The following is a 19,844-nucleotide window of genomic DNA, read 5'->3' on the forward strand; positions in this document are numbered from 1 at the left end:
TCATTTTCCTCAAATCCCTTCCTACTCTTGTTTGTATTTTTAGAGATGCCCTTTAACTGAGATGCCATTTGGTTAAAGGCTTGGGAGAGCATATTGAGTTCGTCAATCTCAGCCGAGGGAACTTCCCGTTCGAGATCTCCATTCGCCAGAGCTTGACTTGCTAGGGTCAAACGCCGTAGGGGTTTGTTGATATAACGCGTGGTGAGAATGCCCAGAGCGATCGCCCCCCCTAGGGATAAGCAGGTGAGAAAAATTGTGGCATGTCGGCTCGCATCAATTTGCTCTGTAAAATCCGATTCGGGTGAGACGATCGCGATCATCCAGTTAATGCCGCGATCGTCTCGATAGGGAAGTACCCGAAGAAATTGATGTTTACCTTCCACAAAAAAATCTAGTTGTTGCTCCTTCTGAATCTGCTCGAAACTGCCAAAATGTTGCTCTAGGTACTGAGATGCTATGCGAATCAGCGGCTGACGACTATCTTTGACCGGTAATCGTTGACGCGTTTTGGAATCGCTGGCGATCGCATAGGGAGTTTCAGCCTCTGAGCTAGCTACGAGTAATCCTGAGGGCTCGATAATAAAGGCTTGACCGGACTTGCCAATTTTTAGACCACTTAAGAATTTCTGAATATCCCTGAGTGAAAGATCGACCCCTAAAACCCCGATGCGATTACCCGCCACATCATAGACAGCAAGACAGGCAGTAATTACCCGATCCGGCAGAACAGAATCTTGATAAATTTCACTCCAAGTCGGTTTATCAGTTTTCAAAGAGGCTTGATACCAAGGTCGAGTTCGAGCATCATAGAATTCTGGATTTCCTTTCTGGGCGAGGCGATTACCCTGAGAATCTAGGCTGTAATAGTAGCGTTGAAACCCATGGTTAATTGCCAGTTGTAGCGATCTCTCCGGCTCTAATCGCATGATGCCAATAAATTCGCCTTCCTTCTCGCCCCCAAAATAGATCCAAGAGACTGAGGGGAAATGTTGCATCTGCTGCCAGAGATAGCGTTCGCTCGTTCGATCTTGTGTTTTAAGCTCTCCCCTTTGGATGGCATCGGCGTTCATCTGGTTGATCAAATGTGGGGTTTCGAGATAGGACGTTAATTTTTGACCGATCCGATCGCTGATTTCATCTTGAAGTTGACTGACCAAATTTGCGATCGTCTCTTGTTCGCTGCGCCAAGATAGCCATGCTGTTAGTCCTGATATGCCCGCGATCAAGACGCAGAACTGACCGATCAGAATGAAACGAAGTGGTAACTTTCTGGATTTACTAGGCGGGATATGATTTTGGAGCGTGCGATCGCGCATAGGACTACTTTGGCTAAAGTTTCCACATCTTTGAAATCATTCTACGTTAAGGTTATGTGGCTGCGTAGTATGCCACGATGCCTATGGGTTGAGGAATCATAACCTTCAACTTGCTAGGCTTCAACTTCATTTTCGATCTCGTTCAGAAAAGCAGCATCTGCCTCGGGTAGCGAAGGATTAATTCTGATACCCGATCCCATTTCAAAACCAGCGGGGGTTGTGAGATTAGGGCGAATCTGACAATACCAATGCAAATGGGGTTCGCTTGCCTTGTATCGCGCTGCGGTTACGATCGCGTAGTTATACGCAGGATTTTTGAGTTTAACGTACAGCTTTGCCAGAACCTCTTTGAGGATTTTGGCGAAGGAAATCGTTTGGGAAGGAGAAATTGTACCGAAATCGGCATTGTGTTCTTTCGGCAGAATTAAAACCTCAAAGGGAACTTCAGCGGCAAAGGGAATAAAGGCTAGGAACTGTTCGTTATCGCAAATGACGCGATGGCGATCGCCAAGTTCAAATTCCACCATATCGCAATAGGCACAGGTTCCCCATTCGTCAAAATAGCGCTGGGCTTCATCCTCCAGCCAGCGTTGGCGGCGAGGCACGATCGGCGTGGCGATGATCTGCGAGTGGGGGTGCTGTAACGAAGCCCCAGCAGCTTTACCATGATTGCGAAAAATCATGATGAATAGATTTTTTCTGATTTTGATTAATTCTAGATAGCGTTGGCGATAGCTCTCGATAATCGCCACAATGTCTTCGAGCAGCATGGTCGCTGGCGTTTGGTTGTGTTCGGGGCTTTCGATCACAATCTCGTGATGACCGTAACCCGGCAGTTCCATATAAATGCCAGAGAGCGATCGCTTTGGCTCTACATCGGGGGAGAGGGCGGGATACTTATTGGGGATGACACAGGTTTGCCAGCTCGTTCCAGTCAGATTGGGGATTTCGAGCAACATCGCCTCGCGATCGCTGGTGTCCATCGTGCAAAAGGGACAGCGATCGCTCCTTAGTTCGAGGGGAGCCACTTCGGGCTGCTTGGGCTGAAAGTCTTGGGGACGCTTGCGACGAATGGGTGAGTAGATAACCCATTCACGGGTGGCTCGGTTTAATCGGATGTGGCTACCGCTCATTGGTTTCCCATTACCCTGATGGAATATCTATATCTTTGAGGTTAACAAAGAAAGGGTATGGGGGGTAGCGATCGCAACTTATCGTTATCAATTCTCATGGATGGAATGGTTTCTCAATGCCCCCCGATGATTAGAGTTACTTGAGAGCCTCAGAAATATCTTGGGTAACGCTGCCGCCAGAAAATTCTAGGGTAAATGAAGTTGAGTCAGGGGGCAAACGAAATCTCATAAATGCGGGAACGCCAAAGTTGTATTCTTCGCACACAGTACCCGTTTGATTGAGAATCCGACCATAGTGGGTAACGATCGTTTCCGCAGAGACAAACTCTTTAAAAATCTGCTCCAAGATTTGAATATTATCGGCGGTTTGATAATCCCACAGATCGATTTCTTTGCCAGTACTGTCCTTGATAAAGCTACCCTCAAACATATTGTCTAGGTCTTCTAGCTGAACCTCATCGATTTCTTTACCAACACCAATCAAAAGTAACTTGATGAATGGCTTATGACCATCAGCTACTTCTAAAGCGTACTTAAAGCAAAACTCTTTGACTTCTTCTAAGTCTTCGATCACACCGTCAGTAATAATCAAACAAATTGCAGCGGGTTGCTTAACCCCTAGAACTGGTGCGTCCTTGTATTTGTCAATAAAAAATCTAACGGGTGGCAGTAACTGCGTCCCTGTTCCCCAAGGAATCTTTGGCCCCTTAATGATCACGTTGTGAATTTCTTCACCGCTAAAACTACCGAGATCTTCAATTAATTCTCCAGCAGCCCCGCATGCCCAGTAAATAAAATCGACCTTGCCCGTAGACGAAAAATTGGCAAGATAGTTGACCATAACTCGCGCCACAGGCTCTACAACGTTTTGAGTGACCGCCGCATCTGCAAAAAAGCTACTAACTACGCCACTAATCCCATAGATCTTTTTCATGGATGCCGAGCCATCAAGCGCTAACCCCACCCTTGCGCCCTCGATGTCGGGGACGATCAAAATCGTCGCAACAATCTCAAGTTCTCCATTGCTTTGCTTATAGACGTTAACTTCCCCAAAGGGTTGAACTACATTTTTTAGCTGCATATTGGGACTCTCCGATTTTCCAGAATTATACTAACTTACTGCAACCCTGACTGCTTAAAACTGGCAATTTTTAAGGCATAACTATATCTTTTTAGGTTTTAGCCCATGTTACGGATGCCCAAAAATTTATGTCTAATACCGATCTATCTTAATCTATACGATATTAGGATAGATCTACCCTTAAAGAAAAACGTAGTTTGGATAAAAAAAGAGCAAAAACTGCCTAAATTTACAAACAATTCTTGCTCTAAAATATTCGGTTGAATTTCTAACAATTGACTAAAGAAGCTTTTCGCTAGCTTGTTTTCTTTTTCTGATTAAAAAGGGATGATAGACCTTCTTTTAACTGGGTCACAGTTTTGGCGAGTTTGTCACCTACTGTCGGTTGAGGACGTACTGCTAAGGCGATCGCTTCATCAGGAAACTCTTTAAAGCGATAACCATACTCCAAACTATCCTTGTACTTACTCAGCTTGGGATACAGACGTAAAGCCCCTTTGAGCAACTCTTGTTCCTGTTGAAAAATCGCTTGAACGATCTTGTCGCTGCGATCGACTGTCATAGAGCCGGCGGGAATCCAGTCCTTACCCTCATATCGAACGAAAATATTAAACTCAGGTAGCCCCTGCTTTTTCATCTCATCATATTTTTGAGAAGCCTGCTCCCGTTTTACATTCTTCTTTTTTGTCTTCTTCGGCTGTCCTGGCAGTTGTCCAAATCCAGATCCTTTTGTCATAAAATTATGATATTAAACTCTTTACAAAAGTTTATATTGTTTTCGCCCCCCTTAGAAAAAGTTCTATCAAAAGTAACACGACTTGTTTTAATTCAGTTTAGAGATGGAGAAATCTGATGGATTGGATAAAGGACACTATTCTCTAAAGTCTCTAAAGCGATCGCCCATTCCTTTACCCTAGAAACTACTTTCATTGGAATCTTTCAAAGAAGCACAACGAGACGTCTCGTTGTGAAACCTAGTCATTGTGAAGCCTAGAAATTGGATTGAATCTATTTCTATGAAATTTCTATGGAAGGATAAGACCTGAGCGAAGCTAGGAAAGAAGTTTAGAACCTTTTTTGAGAAAGCTTTCAGGAATAGCCCGAAATGAAGCCTTTAACGAACAGAATAAATTGAAATAAATGATGTACCAAATTGCTAACAATCCGTCTTTAATCCCAATTTTTTTCCCTTCCTCATAGGTTCGACCATAGTAGCTAATTGGTACTTCATAAATTCGGCAATTTAGTTTAGCAATTTTGGCAGTAACCTCAATCTCAAAGCCAAATCCACTAGATGTAATGACCATATTTCTGATAATTTCACCCTTAAATGCTTTATAGCCAGTTTCGACATCTGTCATATTCACATTCGTCAACAAATTACTCAAAAAGGTCAGAAATTTGTTTGCCAGAAAATGATAGAAATATAAAACTCTAGCTGCTTTACGCACTAAAAAACGAGAGCCATAAACCACATCTGCTTCACCGTGAAGAATTGGCTCGATCACCATAGAAATTTCTTCAGGGTTATATTCAAGATCGGCATCTTGTACAATCACAATATCCCCCGATGTTGCTGAGAAACCTGAAATTAGTGCGGCTGTTTTTCCCCGATTCTTACTATGATAAATGGGGCGAATTTGTGAGTATTTTAAGCAAATGCTCTCTAAAATTAGATTTGTGCCATCGCTAGACCCATCGTCCACCACAATAATTTCTAATGGATCCACAATCTCAATGAGCCTTTCTAAAACTAATTCAAGGGTCAATTGTTCATTGTAAACAGGCACAACCACAGACAAAGATTTTTGAGGTGACACAACAGATGAATTTTGCATGATTAAAACCACAGAATAGAATCTGAACGACTAATTTTTTTGGTAATGTAAAGCGCCATAAGTAAATAATTCCAAGTTATACATAAACCAATCAGAGAAAAATAGAGCGCTCTTATACGTGAAGATTGCGAGAATACCCATTGTATAAAACAGGTGATACCTGTGACAAATAAAAACGTTAGTTCTAGGAATGCACGCCCGCCAAAAGCATCCCCAAACCACCACATGTGCCAGCAAGCGTTAAAGTACCAAAGTATGCAGGCAGAGAAAATTATTAGGCTAAAAAATAGTTTTAGCGATCGTATTTTTTCAGGGTTGGCAAGAAAGATTACAACTGCGATCGCCGAGAAAATTAATAATGGCGACCAAAAGAATAATCCGTGACGGGATGATAGTAAGACCTGAAAAAATTGAGGTTGTAGCCAATTGAATCTTTCCTCTCCATAGCTATAATAAACGTAACTACCTGACAGTAGCTTCCATGTTTGTAGTTGTAGACCTAGAGGAATTAAACCCAGAAAAAATAGCAAGATTATTTGAGCCTTTTTAAATATATCTGTATTTCTAAATAGATAATAAATTCCCCATCCTACGACAGGAATAATGAATAGATTTGTCGGTCTACAAGTAGCAGCCATTGAGAGTGAAAAACTGAGAAAAATTGCAAGGATTGGCTTTTTAGAGAAATTATCCGTAACTACTCCAGAGCCATTTTGAGGATTTATTGGCGAATTTAATAGGCATTGGAACGATATAAGAATCGTAGTCGTGACCCAGAATGCTGAGACAACATGAACCATAAATGGCTCGCGAAAATAGTAATAGGAATAATGCGAACCAACCCAAACAAAAATAATTCCTAATAGAATTACTTTTTTATCAAACTTAAGCTGCTTTCTAAGAAAGCGATCGATTAGGCAGAAAGTGAATAGCCCGTATAACTGAATAGAAATTAATCCTGATAACTGGTAAATGCTCGAATAACCATTGGGTAAGAACCAAGACAAACCCGTTAACTTATATAATAGTGAAGAAACGAGGTGGGCAAAAACAAATACAGGAGCTAAGGATAGAGCTAAACCAATGGTATATTTATTGCGAACTAGACCAATGGGTGTTTTTTGCTCTAGGAGTGCAGGTGTAAAATCAACACCCCAATTTTCCGTAATTTGATTGGTAAAATCGAAATCGAAATCAACGATCGCTGATGGTAAATAGGCATAGTAATAACGTCCATCTGAGACGATGAAATTAAAATCCTTTTTTAAGATAACGCTAACAATTGCCAATCCTAAAAAGCAGAGAAAGATAAAAAAATAAATCTTTATTCTATCTTTTATGAAATCATATCCATTCAACTGCTTTGACATACTAAACATGTGTATTTCTGGATTATGGGTCACTTAATATCGTTATACTTTTTCTAAAGCAAATGCAAGAATATAAGTAATACTTCCTAATCCGCCGAGAAAAAATATGATTTCTTTAGGAATGTTTGGCTTTTGAATGATGCTGATTAATAGCAAAAAATAAATATCAATATACACGCGACTATAGTCAACAAAATGCCCTAGTATTTGCATTTTACTGATTAGAAATAATGCTCCATAGAGCCAACTAGTAATTAAAACAACTTCAAGATGTTGCCATCCATGCTTTAAAGATAAGTTGATTAAAGTAAATGCCGCAATCAACAATGCAAAAAGATAAATATCAAAAAGATTAATGCTAGTTAATCCTGCTTGCGAAAAAGCTGATATTTTCTCAAGAATGCCGACAAAAGGATAACTAAAATGTCGTGCAACCGAGGGGGAGTTATCACTTAAAAGTGGAAATCTTTGCAAAATGGAAAAATTCCATAAACCTATAGGAACTACTGCCAGTGGAAGATATAAAAGCTGCTTGCCTTTGCGATCCATAACACTCGCGATCGCGATTGCCAGCCATAGCATCAACATAGTTTCGCGCGTCATACAGGCTAAAGCAAGAGTTAGCGAGGCATAGAATGGTCGCTCTGTTTGATAGAAAAATATCGTGGTGACTAGTAATAAACCGCTGAGTAAGTCGGCAGTTGAAACGGATAGCACCATCCACACACTTGGAATGCAAAGCGTAAACAGCGATCGCCAACTTTTCTGATGTTGCGACTGTAAAATCAACCCCATAACATAGACAATCAGTACAATGCAGAGGCAGTTGATTCCTACTAAAGCAAAGGGAATCCATCGAGGACTCCCAAATCCCAGAATATATCCTAGGAGAGGATAGAGAATCCTGCGATAGCGATAGGTGGGATTGTCAAGTGCTGCAAGCGTTCCTTGGTTTTGAAGCAAAGGGTCGAGGGCAATGCTTAAAAATTGCTGTCCATCATTGCCGACTTTACCCGAATGAAGAAAAAATTTCTGACCTTCTAAATAGGGTGAGAGCGGGATGGCATCGCCAATCCGAAAAAAGCCCGTGATCTGACCGTTAAATTTGTAGAGATAAATTGCGATTGCAATGCTAAAGACAGCGATCGCTGCAAATAAAACATTTCTAATTATCGAACGGTTCCCTAATGAAAATTGATGCAACATGAATGACTTGTATTTGCCTTACAAATCCCCAGAATATCATTACAACTCCTATACAAGTTGGAAACCCATCATTAACAATCCCTTGCAAGTGCCCCAGTCCAATCATGGTTTTGACAAATTGGGTAAAGGACACCACACCGAAAAGCGATCGCATTCTTTAACCACAATCGAAAATAGACCAGCATCTAAATCCCGACGGCAGATTTGTAACGCCTCATTGATGCCGTTGCAAGAGCTAGTTGACAAATAAGTCTGACCTAAATATCGAATACCCGACTCAGAACCCAAGGGAGTCTTAAGATTTACGGTTTTGACTTCTGAAATGGAAAGAACAACCATAGCTGTTTATCTGGAGGTAAGACTTTACATTACAAATCTTCGGATAGTTTTACTTTCTGCTACGTGACGCATAGGAATAACCATTTGTGACATTGAGGTAAGGTTCTAGTGATGCCAATCACCAATCAGGCAATTCCCACCACACTGAAAAACGATTGGTTTCTACCACCACAATTGAAAGCAACCCAGCCTCCAAGTCTTGACGGCAAACCAAAATTGCTTCATGAACGCACTTGTAGACATTAATAGGCATGAAGGTTTGACCTAAGTAACAAATCCCTCGCTCCCTACCCCAAGGAGTTTGAATGTCCATAGTTTCAAAATCGGAAAGTTCAACAATCATCAATCTTTTTTGGGTCGGTATATAGTTCTACTCTATAAATTTTCAAGCATTTGCTCTCAACCTCAGGCGATCGACTAAGGCAGGAAAGCGTGATATTCGTGGTAAAGACCTGTGCGTTCGTAGCGTCTTCCTTGTGATTTAAATCACCTCACAAGCTCTTTCACTAACAAAACGTAAGCTCTCAGCTAATTCTTGACGGCATCAATAGGACAAGACGCGGGGATTAATTTTGCGCCACAAACCTTACAAAATTTAGCATCAACATCATGAGTAGATAACCCACAGTCAAAACAGGGTGTTTCTACTTGAGTGCTTGTTTTGACTAGCTTTTTAAATAATTCACCAAGTTGGACAGGAATTAGGGCAATTCCTGTCAACACCATCAACACAGTTAATAATCTTCCTGCTTGAGAAGTGGGAATTACATCCCCAAATCCGACCGTGGTCATCGTCACGACAGAGAAGTAAAAAGCATCTAAAAAGGTGTGAAATCCCTTAGGGTTGCTTGTATGTTCGATTTGGTAGATTAAGCCTGAGTAGACAAAAATAATGGCAAATAATGTAAAGAGGATTCGTGTAAAAATTAGCCGATCCTCATTCACAAATCGCCCCAGTAGCGATTTCTTGCTCAACAAACGAATCAATCTTAAAATCCTAAACGAACGCAAGATCCGAATAAACTTAATGTCTGATACACCCAAGAAGAAGGGCAAAATGGCGACCAGATCGATAATTGCGTAAAGGCTAAAGAAATATTTTAATTTTTTTTCTGCACACCAAAATCGTAAAAGATATTCTAAGGTAAAGGTCGCTAGGATGCCATTATCGATGATATCCAGCACATGACGGAGGGAATTGGGCAACTCATAGGTCTGTGCCACAAAGATACCTGAGGACAAAAGTACTAATAAAGCGATCGCGATTGTAATCGCTTCGCCAATGGGTGTTTCTAAGTCATCAAGGTAATAGGCAATTTTTTCGCGCAGCAAGAATATAGTCCTTATGTCTGAATGGATGGAGAAATTCTTAAATATTTCAAGCCTTTATCATTTGTGAATGTGCTACAGGATGAAATTCTATGCAGGCAAGATACCTAGGCTACAAATAAATTTAAACTCGTTTAGGAGCGCTATAAAAAACTCTAATGGGCTTCCATCCAAGTTACACATTTTTGCATTTCTTGTTTCATGGTGTCGAGATCGGTATGAAAACGGCGGCCATGCCCCGGAAGTATCCACTCAAAGGAATAATCCATTAACATCCGCATCGATTTTGTTGTCTCTGGCCATGAGTACCAGCAAGCATTGCGAAATCCGATTAACTGATTTAGATTGTTTGACCAAGCCAAGTGATCTCCTGTAAAGAGAAATCGATCGCGGTACAACAAAACCGTGTGACCTTTGGTATGCCCGGGTGTCGGAATTATAAGTAGATCGGGAGCTAGTTGTATGGGTTCTATGCCAGAGAACTGAATTTCAACGGAACTTGTGCCAGAGGTGATTTCGTCGGTATGTAGTAGGCGATCGCAGCCAAAATGATCGTGAAATTTTTGATGATCGGCGACATCATCGCGATGCGTCAGGTAAAGATAGCGCACACCACCCATTGCTTCTAGTTGTTTCACCAAAGGCGGGTTAAAGCGGGGCGAATCGATCAGGATATTTCCTTCGGGTCGTTGGATCAAATAACTGGCTGCCCCAAAAGATTTTTCGGAGTGAAACCCACAATGATAGATATTCTCAGCAATGGGAATGGGGAAGCTCTCTTGAGCAACTTTGATGTCTGTGGGCTTCTCAACCGTCCCTATCGATGCCGTGGGACAAGCCAACAGCGCCTGCATCGCCAGCAATCTTTGATTGGGTTGGATGGGTTGATGCTGTACGGCTGATTGTCCATCCACTGCGTAGAAAATCTCTGGTGCCATCCATCGGCAGGTATCGCAATCAATGCAGGTGCTGTCTACGTAAAAATCACCCTCGACATTTTGCGATCTCTTTTGACTTAGTTGTGCCATGGCTTCTTAGCTAGGAATAAAGCGGGTGGAGGGAATCGAACCCTCAACATCTGCTTGGAAGGCAGGAGTTTTACCACTAAACTACACCCGCGTAGCGTATTAGAGTTTAGCATAAGATTAAGGCACTGCAAAAAGCCACTTTTATTTTATGCCATTGGAGAGATAGGGATTTCCGCCCCTATCCTCTACTTATAGGTCAAATCGTTTACCTTAAGGCATTTCAAGGCTTAGGATCGATCCTCTCATTCACTTTAGGGGATTATTTGCTCCCAGCGTTATTGTTGATAAATGGGCGCATGAGAAAATAGCCTGCCCCAAAAGAAGTCCCCACAATGAAAACAATTGTCAGAGCCAACCACCAACCATTCATACTGCCAGCTTGTGCCGAGTCTTGTCGGTCGATTCCCGTAGCTATTTCCTGATGTGTACTGGTTTTAGGCTGTTTCTTAGGCTTGAGGTTAGAAGTAAAAATTGCTTCCGACGGGGTAAGCGAATCGACCTCAAACATTGGCATCGCGGAGGTGGTGTTTCTACTAGCCACTTCTTGCATTGTCTGAGTGCTTTGATTTGAGGGGGAGCTTTGAACGGGAGCTTGAGGTTGAGCAAGACTTCTAGCGACGGTTTGTGCTACAGCTTGAGCCTGTGCCTGAGACTGCGAGATTGCCTGTGCTTGCGATGTTGACCTGATATTGGCAACAACATCCGAGAGTTTTGTCGCTGAGGATGTCGATTGAGCCATTATCAGTTGAATTCTTTGGGCTGACTGGGTAATTGCTTCAAATTCTTTGATTAATAGTTGATTGTGCTTACTAAGCTGATCGTTTTGCAACTGAGCAGACGATAGCTTGCCCTGGGTTCTTTGTAACTCTGCTGCAAGCTCCCGATACACAGATATTGGCACAGAAGCCTGATAGGAGGATTGTGAGGATTGAGATTTGCTAACAGGATTGGCTTGCATAGACGGCTGCGAGGTAAACCACATAAATTTAGACGCAACTCTAGCATTGATTTGAGATTTTGATTAAAAATTTGTTGTCGCGATCGCAAATTTTTTTTACAAATTATTTCCCCCTTGCAAAAACTTCGTAGCTCCAAAGCCCTCAAGCCTTGTAACGGTAAACCATACCTTAACTTTTAATTAACAAGGGTATGATTAGGTCAACAGTTTCATCAAACGAAAATCCATGAGATTTTATACATTTGGTAATAATTTAAATCAGGGCAACAACAATTTTTCTGGGCTGAGGTTTTGGCTTACAACACTGTTTATCGTTTGGTTACTCAGTTCGCTCGGTCTTGGTTGGCTGGTTAACTCCGTGTTTGTTTTGATTGGTTTTGTAACGATCGCTCCCGTAATTGCGATTTTGGGCGTGCAGTGGTGGGTGCGTCGAAGTATTGTCACCGCAGATTGCCCTGTCTGTGGAGCTACGGCAGTGGCAGCCAAGAACAGCCAATTTCAATGCTTAAATTGTGGAGAACCATTGCAAGAGCAGAACAAACAGTTTGTCCGACTAACGCCACCAGGCACAATTGATATTGACGTTCAAGTAGTTGAATAGGTTGGTTCCTTGCCGCTTGCGGTAGAAGACTGGGACTAATCATCGCGATCGAGGTTCAAGCTCTGCGATTGGCGAATTGCCTCTTGCAGTTCTTGACGCACTTGTCCAATCTTAAAACTCCCAACCAAAAGCTTTATGTGTGCAACAAAGGAATGATAAGACAAATTCTTTTGAGCAAGCATCTCCAGTTCTTGCTGTACGCTGTCGATCTTGCCTTGCATCGCATAATTTAAAAGAACCTGTAGATCGGAAGCAGGTGGAATAGCCATTACCGCTTCAACAACTTGGCTCTCAACTTTGAGCGATTTCGCATCTGGTTTCTCATAAATCCAGTCAATCTCAAGATGCTTTGCGATCGCGTGATAAAGCTCTTCTGCGTTTATGGGTTTTAATAAAAAATCCTTGCTACCTTCTTCTAAAGTTGGCTTTTGCTCGTGACTAATTACACTAGCTGAGGTCACAATCACAACCGAATCTTGCAGGAGATCTGTCTGGCGCAATTCTGACAAAAATTGCCATCCATCCATCACTGGCATTTTTAGATCGGTGATAATTAAATCGGGATTTTCATCATGTGCCTTGATTAGTCCCTCTGCGCCATTGGTTGCTTCAACCAATTGAAAGCCTAAAGGCTCTAAGAGACTGACAAAAACAGAACGATTTTCCCAACTGTCATCTACAACTAAGATTTTTTGCTGCCGACCAGAGTAACCAATAATTTTCCCAGAATTTGTCAAGGTTTTAGCTTTCGCCCAGTCATTGGCTAGGGAGCATGCTAGTTCAAATTTAAATACACTTCCACTTCCAAATTCGCTGCTAACTTGAATACTACTCCCCATCATCTCAACAATTTTTTGACTGATCGCAAGTCCCAATCCCGTGCCTTCAGTTTTATGCTGAGAAGATCCTACCTGCTCAAATGGCAGAAAAATCACCTCTAATTCATCAGGCTTGATGCCAACACCCGTATCTTTAATCTGAAAGAGTATCTTTGCAAAAGATTCTGACTGATTGGAGCTCGAGCCTTCATGGCTATCATTCACTTCAACAGAAAAAGTTACCTTCCCTTTATCTGTAAATTTAATCGCATTCCCCATTAGATTGAGCAAAACTTGGCGCAAGCGTTTTTCGTCGGTGATAATTCCTTTGGGAAGACTCTGATGAGATTTATAAAGCAGTTCTACGTTTTTTTGCTCGGCTCTAATTTTGCAGATTTCAACTACTCCTTGCAATAAAGATGGAAGATGGCAAGGGTTTAGATTGAGTTCCATTTTACGGGCTTCAATCTTGGCAATGTCTAAAACATCATTAATCAGGGTTAATAGATGCGAACCACAGTGATAGATTACTTCCAGCCCGCGTTGTTGCTGCTCTGTTTGAGATGTTCTCAATAAGATTTGGGAATAGCCTAAGATGCCATTTAGCGGCGTGCGCAACTCATGGCTCATACTAGCAAGAAACTCGCTTTTCGCATTATTTGCCGAGTCTGCTAATTCTTTAGCTTCTTTTAACTCGGCGGTGCGTTCATCAACTCTCCGCTCTAGTCCCTCAAAGGAGTTTTTTAACTGTACCGCCATGCGATCGAACGCATCGGACACCAAAGCGAGTTCGTCAGATCCAGTCAACCCAGTTCTAACATCTAATTGACCAGCAGCCAAACTGTGACTTGCGCTCACCAAACGAGAAACTCGCTTGGTCAGGGTGCGATGAAAGAAATACCAGAGTCCCAAACAAAATGCCAGCAGTGCCCCGCCAAAAACAAGCGATCCGTACAGCGAATTATTATAAGCTTCTTGTTTGGCATGGGCGAGATCGTACATGATAAATAGAACGCCAACCCTTGAGGGACGAATCTCTCCAGGTAAAGCCTGTAAAAGTACGGGGTAGATGGCAATCAGTTTTTGTTTGTCCTGAGAAATCCCTACATCCCCTGCCATTCTTTCTCTCACCCCTACAAATTTTTGAATGTAAGTCATGGCAACAGTTTCGTTGGCAGTGCGATCGCGTAACTCATAGCGATTGGACATCAGCACGCGATCGCGATCGTCAAGCAGCAAAACTAAATCTAAGTTAGGGTCACCGCCAAGTTGACTGATCACGATCTCAGCCTGTTCGACATCTGCCCTTCGATAGAGGTAATCTAAAATTCCTGCTGTTTGGCTCCCAGTAATCCGAACGTAATGGCCCGCATTTTCTTCGGTCTTTTGAAAGTTTCGATTGGTTTCTTGGCTAAAAAAACCGATTCCAAACAAGCTGCCACATAAAACCAAAATGGCAGGAATCGAGAATCTAATCGGATAGGGAAAGCGTTTCATAGCAACAGGAACTTGCTTCAGAGCTTGGCATTCTTGACAAAACGATCTTCTAAGATATCTTTAGGGTCGATCGCTTTGGGAATTAATTTATTTTCCACCATGATCTGAATCAAGCGTTGCATTCCATTAATTAGTGAAGGATCGGATTTATCGAGCAATTTTTGATTTTCTTGCAAATTGGGTTGTTGCAGACCTTTGAATGCCTCAAGGATTTGGACAGGCGTTACCTTGGTACGAGGAGCAATGCGAGCAGCCGCATCTTGGGGATTCTTCATAAAATAGTCCAGAGCGCGAAAGCGTCCATCAATTAGGGCTTGAATGGCATCAGAGGATTTTGCGATCGCCTCGTCTCGCACCACTAAGGTGTCCAAGATCTCGCCAGGAATTTGACTGCTATCAAAAAGCAGTTTCGCACCTGCTTCTTTAAGTTTGGCAACCGGAGCGCCAAAGGTCACGACCGCATCGACCTTCCCCTCTTTGTAGGCACGTTCGTGCTCGTTAAGTTCCAGAGAAACGATCTTGACATCCTTAGATGACATTCCATTTTTTTCAAGGGCGCGAGCGATAAAAAACGCACCCAAAGCCGTAGATTCAACGCCTACACGCTTCCCTTTTAAAGCAGCCATGTTTGTAATCTCTGGTTTCCCTAAAATCACATCCCCTCCATTTGAGTAATCCATGATCGAGACAATCCGAACATCTCCTTGCGTTGCTGCTAGCACGATCGCTTGATCGATTGACAAACCAGCTCCTTCAATTTCGCGATTACGGTAGGCTTTCACCTCTTCTGTTCCTGAAGGATAGTCTACCAATCGAATCGGCTTCCCCTCGTAATAGCCTAAACTGCGAGCTAGGTAAAGAGTTTCATAGCCAGTCCAGAGATTGCTGCCAATCCGAAGCGGAGAGGATGTTTGAGTAAAGCAACTTGTTAGAACAACTGCAAGTATGCCAAGCATTACACCCCGAAATAATTGTCTGATTTTTGCGAATTGCCAAGTCCTTAAAACTTTACGATGTAAGTTTTTTAATTCTAAATGTAAGAACTTCATTCCCTCACCCTTCACCAAGTAGTTTAAATTAAATCAAAAAGTGTTTATCCAAGCTGTTTTTAGCAATAGAATGCTGTAACTAGCTTTTATCTTTTTTATATTGGTAGTATTAAAGATTTTGTATACCCCAAACGATTAATTATAAGGTAGCATAATTCAATCAGATATATGAAAATTTTCTAACAAAGGGAAATCCAACCTAACTCGCTTGGGTATAGCCCATCGAGAAAGATTAACAAGGCGCGAGAGCAAGCAAGTACGATCGCTTGTGAAGTGATTTTTAAAATAAATTTACCCCCATATTTGATCGTGACGAATACAAACCCCAGTACCATTCTGATCGTTGATGATAACCCGGCTAATCTTGAAGTTCTTTACGGAGCTTTAAGTAATGAAGGATATAGCATCAGGGTTGAAGTTGATGGAGTTAATGCGATCGCTCAGATCGACCTCAACGCTCCCGATCTGATCTTGCTGGATATCATGTTGCCTAGTATCAATGGATTTGAAGTCTGTCGCCAACTTAAAGGAAACGAAAAGACCAAGGATATTCCTGTCATCTTTATGTCGGCTTTAACAGATACTGCGGATAAGTTAACTGGACTAGACTTAGGTGCTGTGGATTACATCACGAAACCTTTTCAACAGGAAGAGGTTTTGGCGCGGGTTCGCCTGCATCTGCAACTGCGGCAGCTAATGCAAACTTTAGCATTACAAAATCAAGAGCTTAATACCTTAACTGAAAAACTAGAAGATCATGTTAGAGAAAGAACATTGGCTTTACAACAGAGTGAAGAATATTTTCGTCAACTAGCGGAGAATATTGAAACTGCTTTCTGGATGACCAGTGTTGAAACCAATATAGAAAAAGATAAAATCATCTATAAATCTCCAGCCTATGAAAAGATCTGGGGGCGTTCCAAAGATGAGGTCTATCAACCGTCATCCAACTGGCTCTCAACCATTCATCCAGACGATCGCGATCGAATTTTAGCTGCTTTACCTAAACAAGTTTCAGGGGGATTCGATGAAGTCTATCGCATCCTGCGTCCAGATGGAGAAATTAGATGGATTCGCGATCGGGCTTTCCCCATTCTCAACGAACAGGGAGACCCTTATCGCATTGCTGGAATTTCCGATGATATTACAAAGAGCAAAGAAGTTGAGAAACTGTTAGCAGTTCAATATAGGACTGCAACTGTCTTAGCTGAATCAACAAGTTTTAATAAAGCAGCAACCAAAATACTTCAAATCCTCTGCGAACAGTTGACCTTGGATGTGGGCGAACTATGGCTTACCAATACACATCCTCCTGTTTTACGACTAATGGCAAGTTATACTACGCAGGAAACTGATGCAGATGAACTCATACAAAGTCACAATCAAATGTCGATTGAATATGGTTCTGGTTTCATTGGAACTGTTTGGGCGGAAGGAATTGCTAAGTGGGTTGAGATCGATCGATATCCTAACTTTCGTAACGCAGAAGCAGTAAAAAATGCAGGGTTAAACTTTGTGTTTTGTTTTCCTGTTCCAGGGGAAAACGATGCAATTTTAGCGGTAATTTCGCTGCTTAGTCGTGAGTGTCAGCAGCCTAGTGCCGAGCTTTTAAATGTGATGCTTGCGGTGTGCCGACAAATTGGACAATTTATAGAAAAACGTAGAACGGAAAAACAACTTCAAAAGCAAAATTGGCGAATGCTCCTCCTTTCAGATTTAGCCCTCCGCATTCGTCAGTCGCTGGATCTTACAGAAATTCTCAATACTTCCGTTACAGAAATCCGTAAATTCCTGAATACAGATCGCGTTTTAGTTTATCGTTTTTATCCAGATTGGAACGGCACGGTGGAAGTAGAATCTGTCAACTCTAAATGGAGATCCTCCCTTGGCGTAAACATCCAAGATACTTGCTTTCAAGCTGGACAATGGCAGGCTTATCAGCAGGGGCGAAAGTTAGCGATCGATCATGTAGCTAATTCAGACCTCAGTGAATGTCATAAGCAACTCTTAGCCGGTTTTCAAGTTCAGGCTAATCTAGTTGTACCCATTATCGAAAACGAGAAATTATGGGGATTGTTGATTGCCCATCAATGTTCTGCGCCAAGACATTGGGAGTCTTTTGAGACAAATTTATTGAGTCAGCTTGCCGATCAAATTGGTATAGCGATCGCGCAGTCACGATTGCTTGCCCAAGAGAGAGAACAACGCGAACTTTTACAACAAAAAAATAATGATTTAGAGATCGCGAGGAAGGAAGCCGAAGCAGCAACGGTGGCAAAAAGTTCTTTCCTCGCAACGATGAGTCATGAGATTCGCACTCCCATGAATGCTGTGATTGGAATGACAGGTTTGTTACTCGACACCAACTTAAACAGCCAACAACAGGATTTTGCTCAAACCATCCGTAGTAGCGGCGATCACCTGTTAAATCTGATTAACGAGATCCTCGATTTCTCTAAATTAGAAGCTGGAGAAATGCAATTAGAAGTCCTTGACTTTGATATAGAAACTAGTATCGAAGAGGTCGCGGAAATCTTAGCTACCGTAGCACAGACAAAAGGACTAGAGCTTATTACGTTTATCCATTCTGATGTACCAAAATGCTTGCAAGGAGATGTCAGCCGTCTGCGTCAGGTTTTACTAAATCTAGTCAATAATGCGATCAAATTTACCTCTAGAGGAGAGGTCACTATTGAAGTTAGCTTGTTGTCAGAAGATGCGATTACTGTTGCTCTCCGTTTTGCCGTGATCGATACAGGCATTGGCATTCCTGCTAAAGCTCTGTCAAAACTGTTTCAGCCCTTTACACAAGTTGATGCTTCGACAACGCGTAAGTATGGGGGGACGGGCTTAGGCTTAGCGATCTGCAAGCAAATCGTTGAGTTGATGGGGGGTGAAATTCATGTGGAGAGTGAAGAGAATTATGGTTCGACCTTTTGGTTCGAACTTCTATTTGAAAAGCAATCTGAATGTCCCACAAATAATTTTGGAGTTGATATCCTTCGAGGTATGCGAGTTCTTGTTGTAGATGACAGTACGACCAACTGTCGCATTCTCAATCATCAACTTAGTTCTTGGGAAATGCGGGTTGATACCATCGAGCATTCTGTTGAGGCGATCGCTTGCCTAAATCGAGCGATCGAAATTGGAGACCCCTACGAACTTGCCCTGCTAGATATGCAAATGCCCGATCTAGATGGGGAAAGTTTAGGCAAGCAAATCAAGGACTCGCCAACACTCCAAAACATCCATTTAATCATGCTTACATCGCTCGATCAAAATGGTGCTGCCAGGCGGATGCTTGAGATCGGGTTTGACTACTATCTGCGAAAACCTGTGAGGAAGTTGAGGCTCTTAAATTGCGTTGTTGATGCAATTACAGGCATTCGACGAAACTCTAGTTTAAACCAAATCAACCAAGATCTGAAAAAAGCTGAGCCAATTCCCCCCTCTAAGCTCAAAATTTTGTTGGCAGAAGATAGTCCTGTCAACCAAAAAGTTGCCATCAACCAGCTCCACAATTTGGGCTTTCATGCTGATGTGGCGGCAAATGGCAAAGAGGTGCTAGAACTTCTTGCCCAAATTCCCTACGATATTATTTTAATGGATTGCCAAATGCCTATCTTAGATGGCTATGAAACCAGTCGCAAAATTCGCGATTTGGAGGCAGAAGCCCAACATAAATCCGCTAAGATCGTTATTATTGCGCTTACAGCAAATGCGATGAAAGAAGATCGCGATCGCTGTCTGGCTTCAGGCATGGATGATTATCTCAGCAAGCCAATTCGCAAAGAAGATTTGGGGATCAAACTTGCTTACTGGAGTGAAGTAATAGCACAGATGGGAGGAATAGCTTCACTGAATCCCAACCCTTATGAAAGATCGAACTCAGTTATTGAAGAGATTGATCATATCGCTCAGATAAATCCAGATGAGAACGATCTAGAAATTGATTGGAAATATCTTGATGACATGTGTAGTGGCAATGAGGAATTTAAGCAAGAATTGCTCAAAGCCTTTTTGGGCTCTTTGCCTGAGCATCTAGATGTCTTAAAAGATGCGATCGCGCAAGGTCAGTACGTTAAGGTCGAACAAGAAGCCCATTTCCTCAAGGGTTCCAGTGCCGCGATTGGGATTAAAGGCATTGCGAAGCTTGCTGCTACTCTCGAAGAAATGGGTAAATCTGAACAGTTACCTGAGAATTCTGTCATTCTTTTTGAGAACATTATCAAGGGTGTAGAACAGATAAAAAGTCTAGTTCAAAGCTGATTTCTTTCAGGC

At 42.1% G+C, this 19,844-nt stretch carries 16 protein-coding genes and 1 tRNA gene; 2 read left to right on the forward strand and 15 right to left on the reverse strand.

The genetic code is table 11. The annotated features are described in order from the left end of the window. The 13 genes from V2H45_RS15865 to V2H45_RS15925 all read right to left on the reverse strand — a co-directional run. A partial coding sequence (locus tag V2H45_RS15865; RefSeq protein ID WP_330484631.1) for a methyl-accepting chemotaxis protein occupies positions 1-1,316 on the reverse strand: 1,316 nt, incomplete at its 3' end. Between the two features lie 113 nt (positions 1,317-1,429). Beyond that, entirely contained in the window at positions 1,430-2,449 is a 1,020-nt protein-coding gene (gene galT / locus V2H45_RS15870; protein ID WP_330484632.1) for a galactose-1-phosphate uridylyltransferase, read from the reverse strand. Positions 2,450-2,585: 136 nt separating this feature from the next. Next, entirely contained in the window at positions 2,586-3,530 is a 945-nt protein-coding gene (locus V2H45_RS15875; RefSeq protein WP_330484633.1) for a vWA domain-containing protein, read from the reverse strand. Positions 3,531-3,825: 295 nt separating this feature from the next. After that, a complete protein-coding gene (locus tag V2H45_RS15880; RefSeq protein ID WP_330484634.1) occupies positions 3,826-4,266 on the reverse strand; it encodes an HHL1-like protein in 441 nt (146 codons plus the stop codon). 316 nt (positions 4,267-4,582) lie between these two features. Further along, on the reverse strand, positions 4,583-5,368 hold the full coding sequence (locus tag V2H45_RS15885; RefSeq protein ID WP_330484635.1) for a glycosyltransferase family 2 protein: 786 nt from the start codon (positions 5,366-5,368) through the stop codon (positions 4,583-4,585). A gap of 2 nt (positions 5,369-5,370) precedes the next feature. Beyond that, positions 5,371-6,657, reverse strand: coding sequence for a hypothetical protein (locus V2H45_RS15890; protein ID WP_330484636.1), 1,287 nt, complete (start codon positions 6,655-6,657; stop codon positions 5,371-5,373). Between the two features lie 123 nt (positions 6,658-6,780). Next, complete coding sequence (locus V2H45_RS15895; protein ID WP_330484637.1) at positions 6,781-7,944, reverse strand: AZOBR_p60025 family cell surface glycopolymer formation protein; 1,164 nt, start codon at positions 7,942-7,944, stop codon at positions 6,781-6,783. Positions 7,945-8,046: 102 nt separating this feature from the next. Then, positions 8,047-8,283: a hypothetical protein gene (locus tag V2H45_RS15900; RefSeq protein WP_330484638.1), complete on the reverse strand. Its 237-nt coding sequence runs from the start codon at positions 8,281-8,283 to the stop codon at positions 8,047-8,049. Positions 8,284-8,401: 118 nt separating this feature from the next. Next, positions 8,402-8,536, reverse strand: coding sequence for a hypothetical protein (locus V2H45_RS15905; RefSeq protein ID WP_330484639.1), 135 nt, complete (start codon positions 8,534-8,536; stop codon positions 8,402-8,404). Positions 8,537-8,811: 275 nt separating this feature from the next. Next, complete coding sequence (locus tag V2H45_RS15910) at positions 8,812-9,621, reverse strand: ion transporter (RefSeq protein ID WP_408648804.1); 810 nt, start codon at positions 9,619-9,621, stop codon at positions 8,812-8,814. 146 nt (positions 9,622-9,767) lie between these two features. Continuing rightward, entirely contained in the window at positions 9,768-10,640 is an 873-nt protein-coding gene (locus V2H45_RS15915; RefSeq protein ID WP_330484641.1) for an MBL fold metallo-hydrolase, read from the reverse strand. A 20-nt stretch (positions 10,641-10,660) separates the two neighbouring features. Further along, a tRNA-Gly gene (locus V2H45_RS15920) sits at positions 10,661-10,731 on the reverse strand. A gap of 168 nt (positions 10,732-10,899) precedes the next feature. After that, positions 10,900-11,622 carry a hypothetical protein gene (locus tag V2H45_RS15925; RefSeq protein ID WP_330484642.1) on the reverse strand — a complete coding sequence of 241 codons (723 nt, stop codon included), beginning with the start codon at positions 11,620-11,622 and terminating at the stop codon, positions 10,900-10,902. 202 nt (positions 11,623-11,824) lie between these two features. On the opposite strand from V2H45_RS15925, the gene V2H45_RS15930 reads away from it, so the two are divergent. Continuing rightward, positions 11,825-12,199, forward strand: coding sequence for a hypothetical protein (locus V2H45_RS15930; protein ID WP_330484643.1), 375 nt, complete (start codon positions 11,825-11,827; stop codon positions 12,197-12,199). Positions 12,200-12,234: 35 nt separating this feature from the next. Here the strand turns inward: V2H45_RS15930 and V2H45_RS15935 are convergent, their stop codons facing one another. Both V2H45_RS15935 and V2H45_RS15940 read right to left on the reverse strand, forming a co-directional pair. Then, positions 12,235-14,514 (reverse strand): ATP-binding protein, encoded by a 2,280-nt coding sequence (locus V2H45_RS15935; protein ID WP_330484644.1) that lies wholly within the window; start codon positions 14,512-14,514, stop codon positions 12,235-12,237. Positions 14,515-14,531: 17 nt separating this feature from the next. Continuing rightward, positions 14,532-15,563, reverse strand: coding sequence for an ABC transporter substrate-binding protein (locus tag V2H45_RS15940; protein WP_330484645.1), 1,032 nt, complete (start codon positions 15,561-15,563; stop codon positions 14,532-14,534). Between the two features lie 309 nt (positions 15,564-15,872). Here V2H45_RS15940 and V2H45_RS15945 point away from each other — a divergent pair, with 309 nt between their 5' ends. Then, the gene (locus V2H45_RS15945) at positions 15,873-19,832 is read left to right on the forward strand and encodes a response regulator (RefSeq protein ID WP_330484646.1); all 3,960 of its coding nucleotides are present in this window, start codon (positions 15,873-15,875) and stop codon (positions 19,830-19,832) included. Positions 19,833-19,844: the final 12 nt, after the last annotated feature.

The sequence above is a fragment of the Tumidithrix elongata BACA0141 genome, assembly GCF_036349135.1.
In the GTDB taxonomy this organism is placed as follows: domain Bacteria; phylum Cyanobacteriota; class Cyanobacteriia; order Pseudanabaenales; family Pseudanabaenaceae; genus Tumidithrix; species Tumidithrix elongata.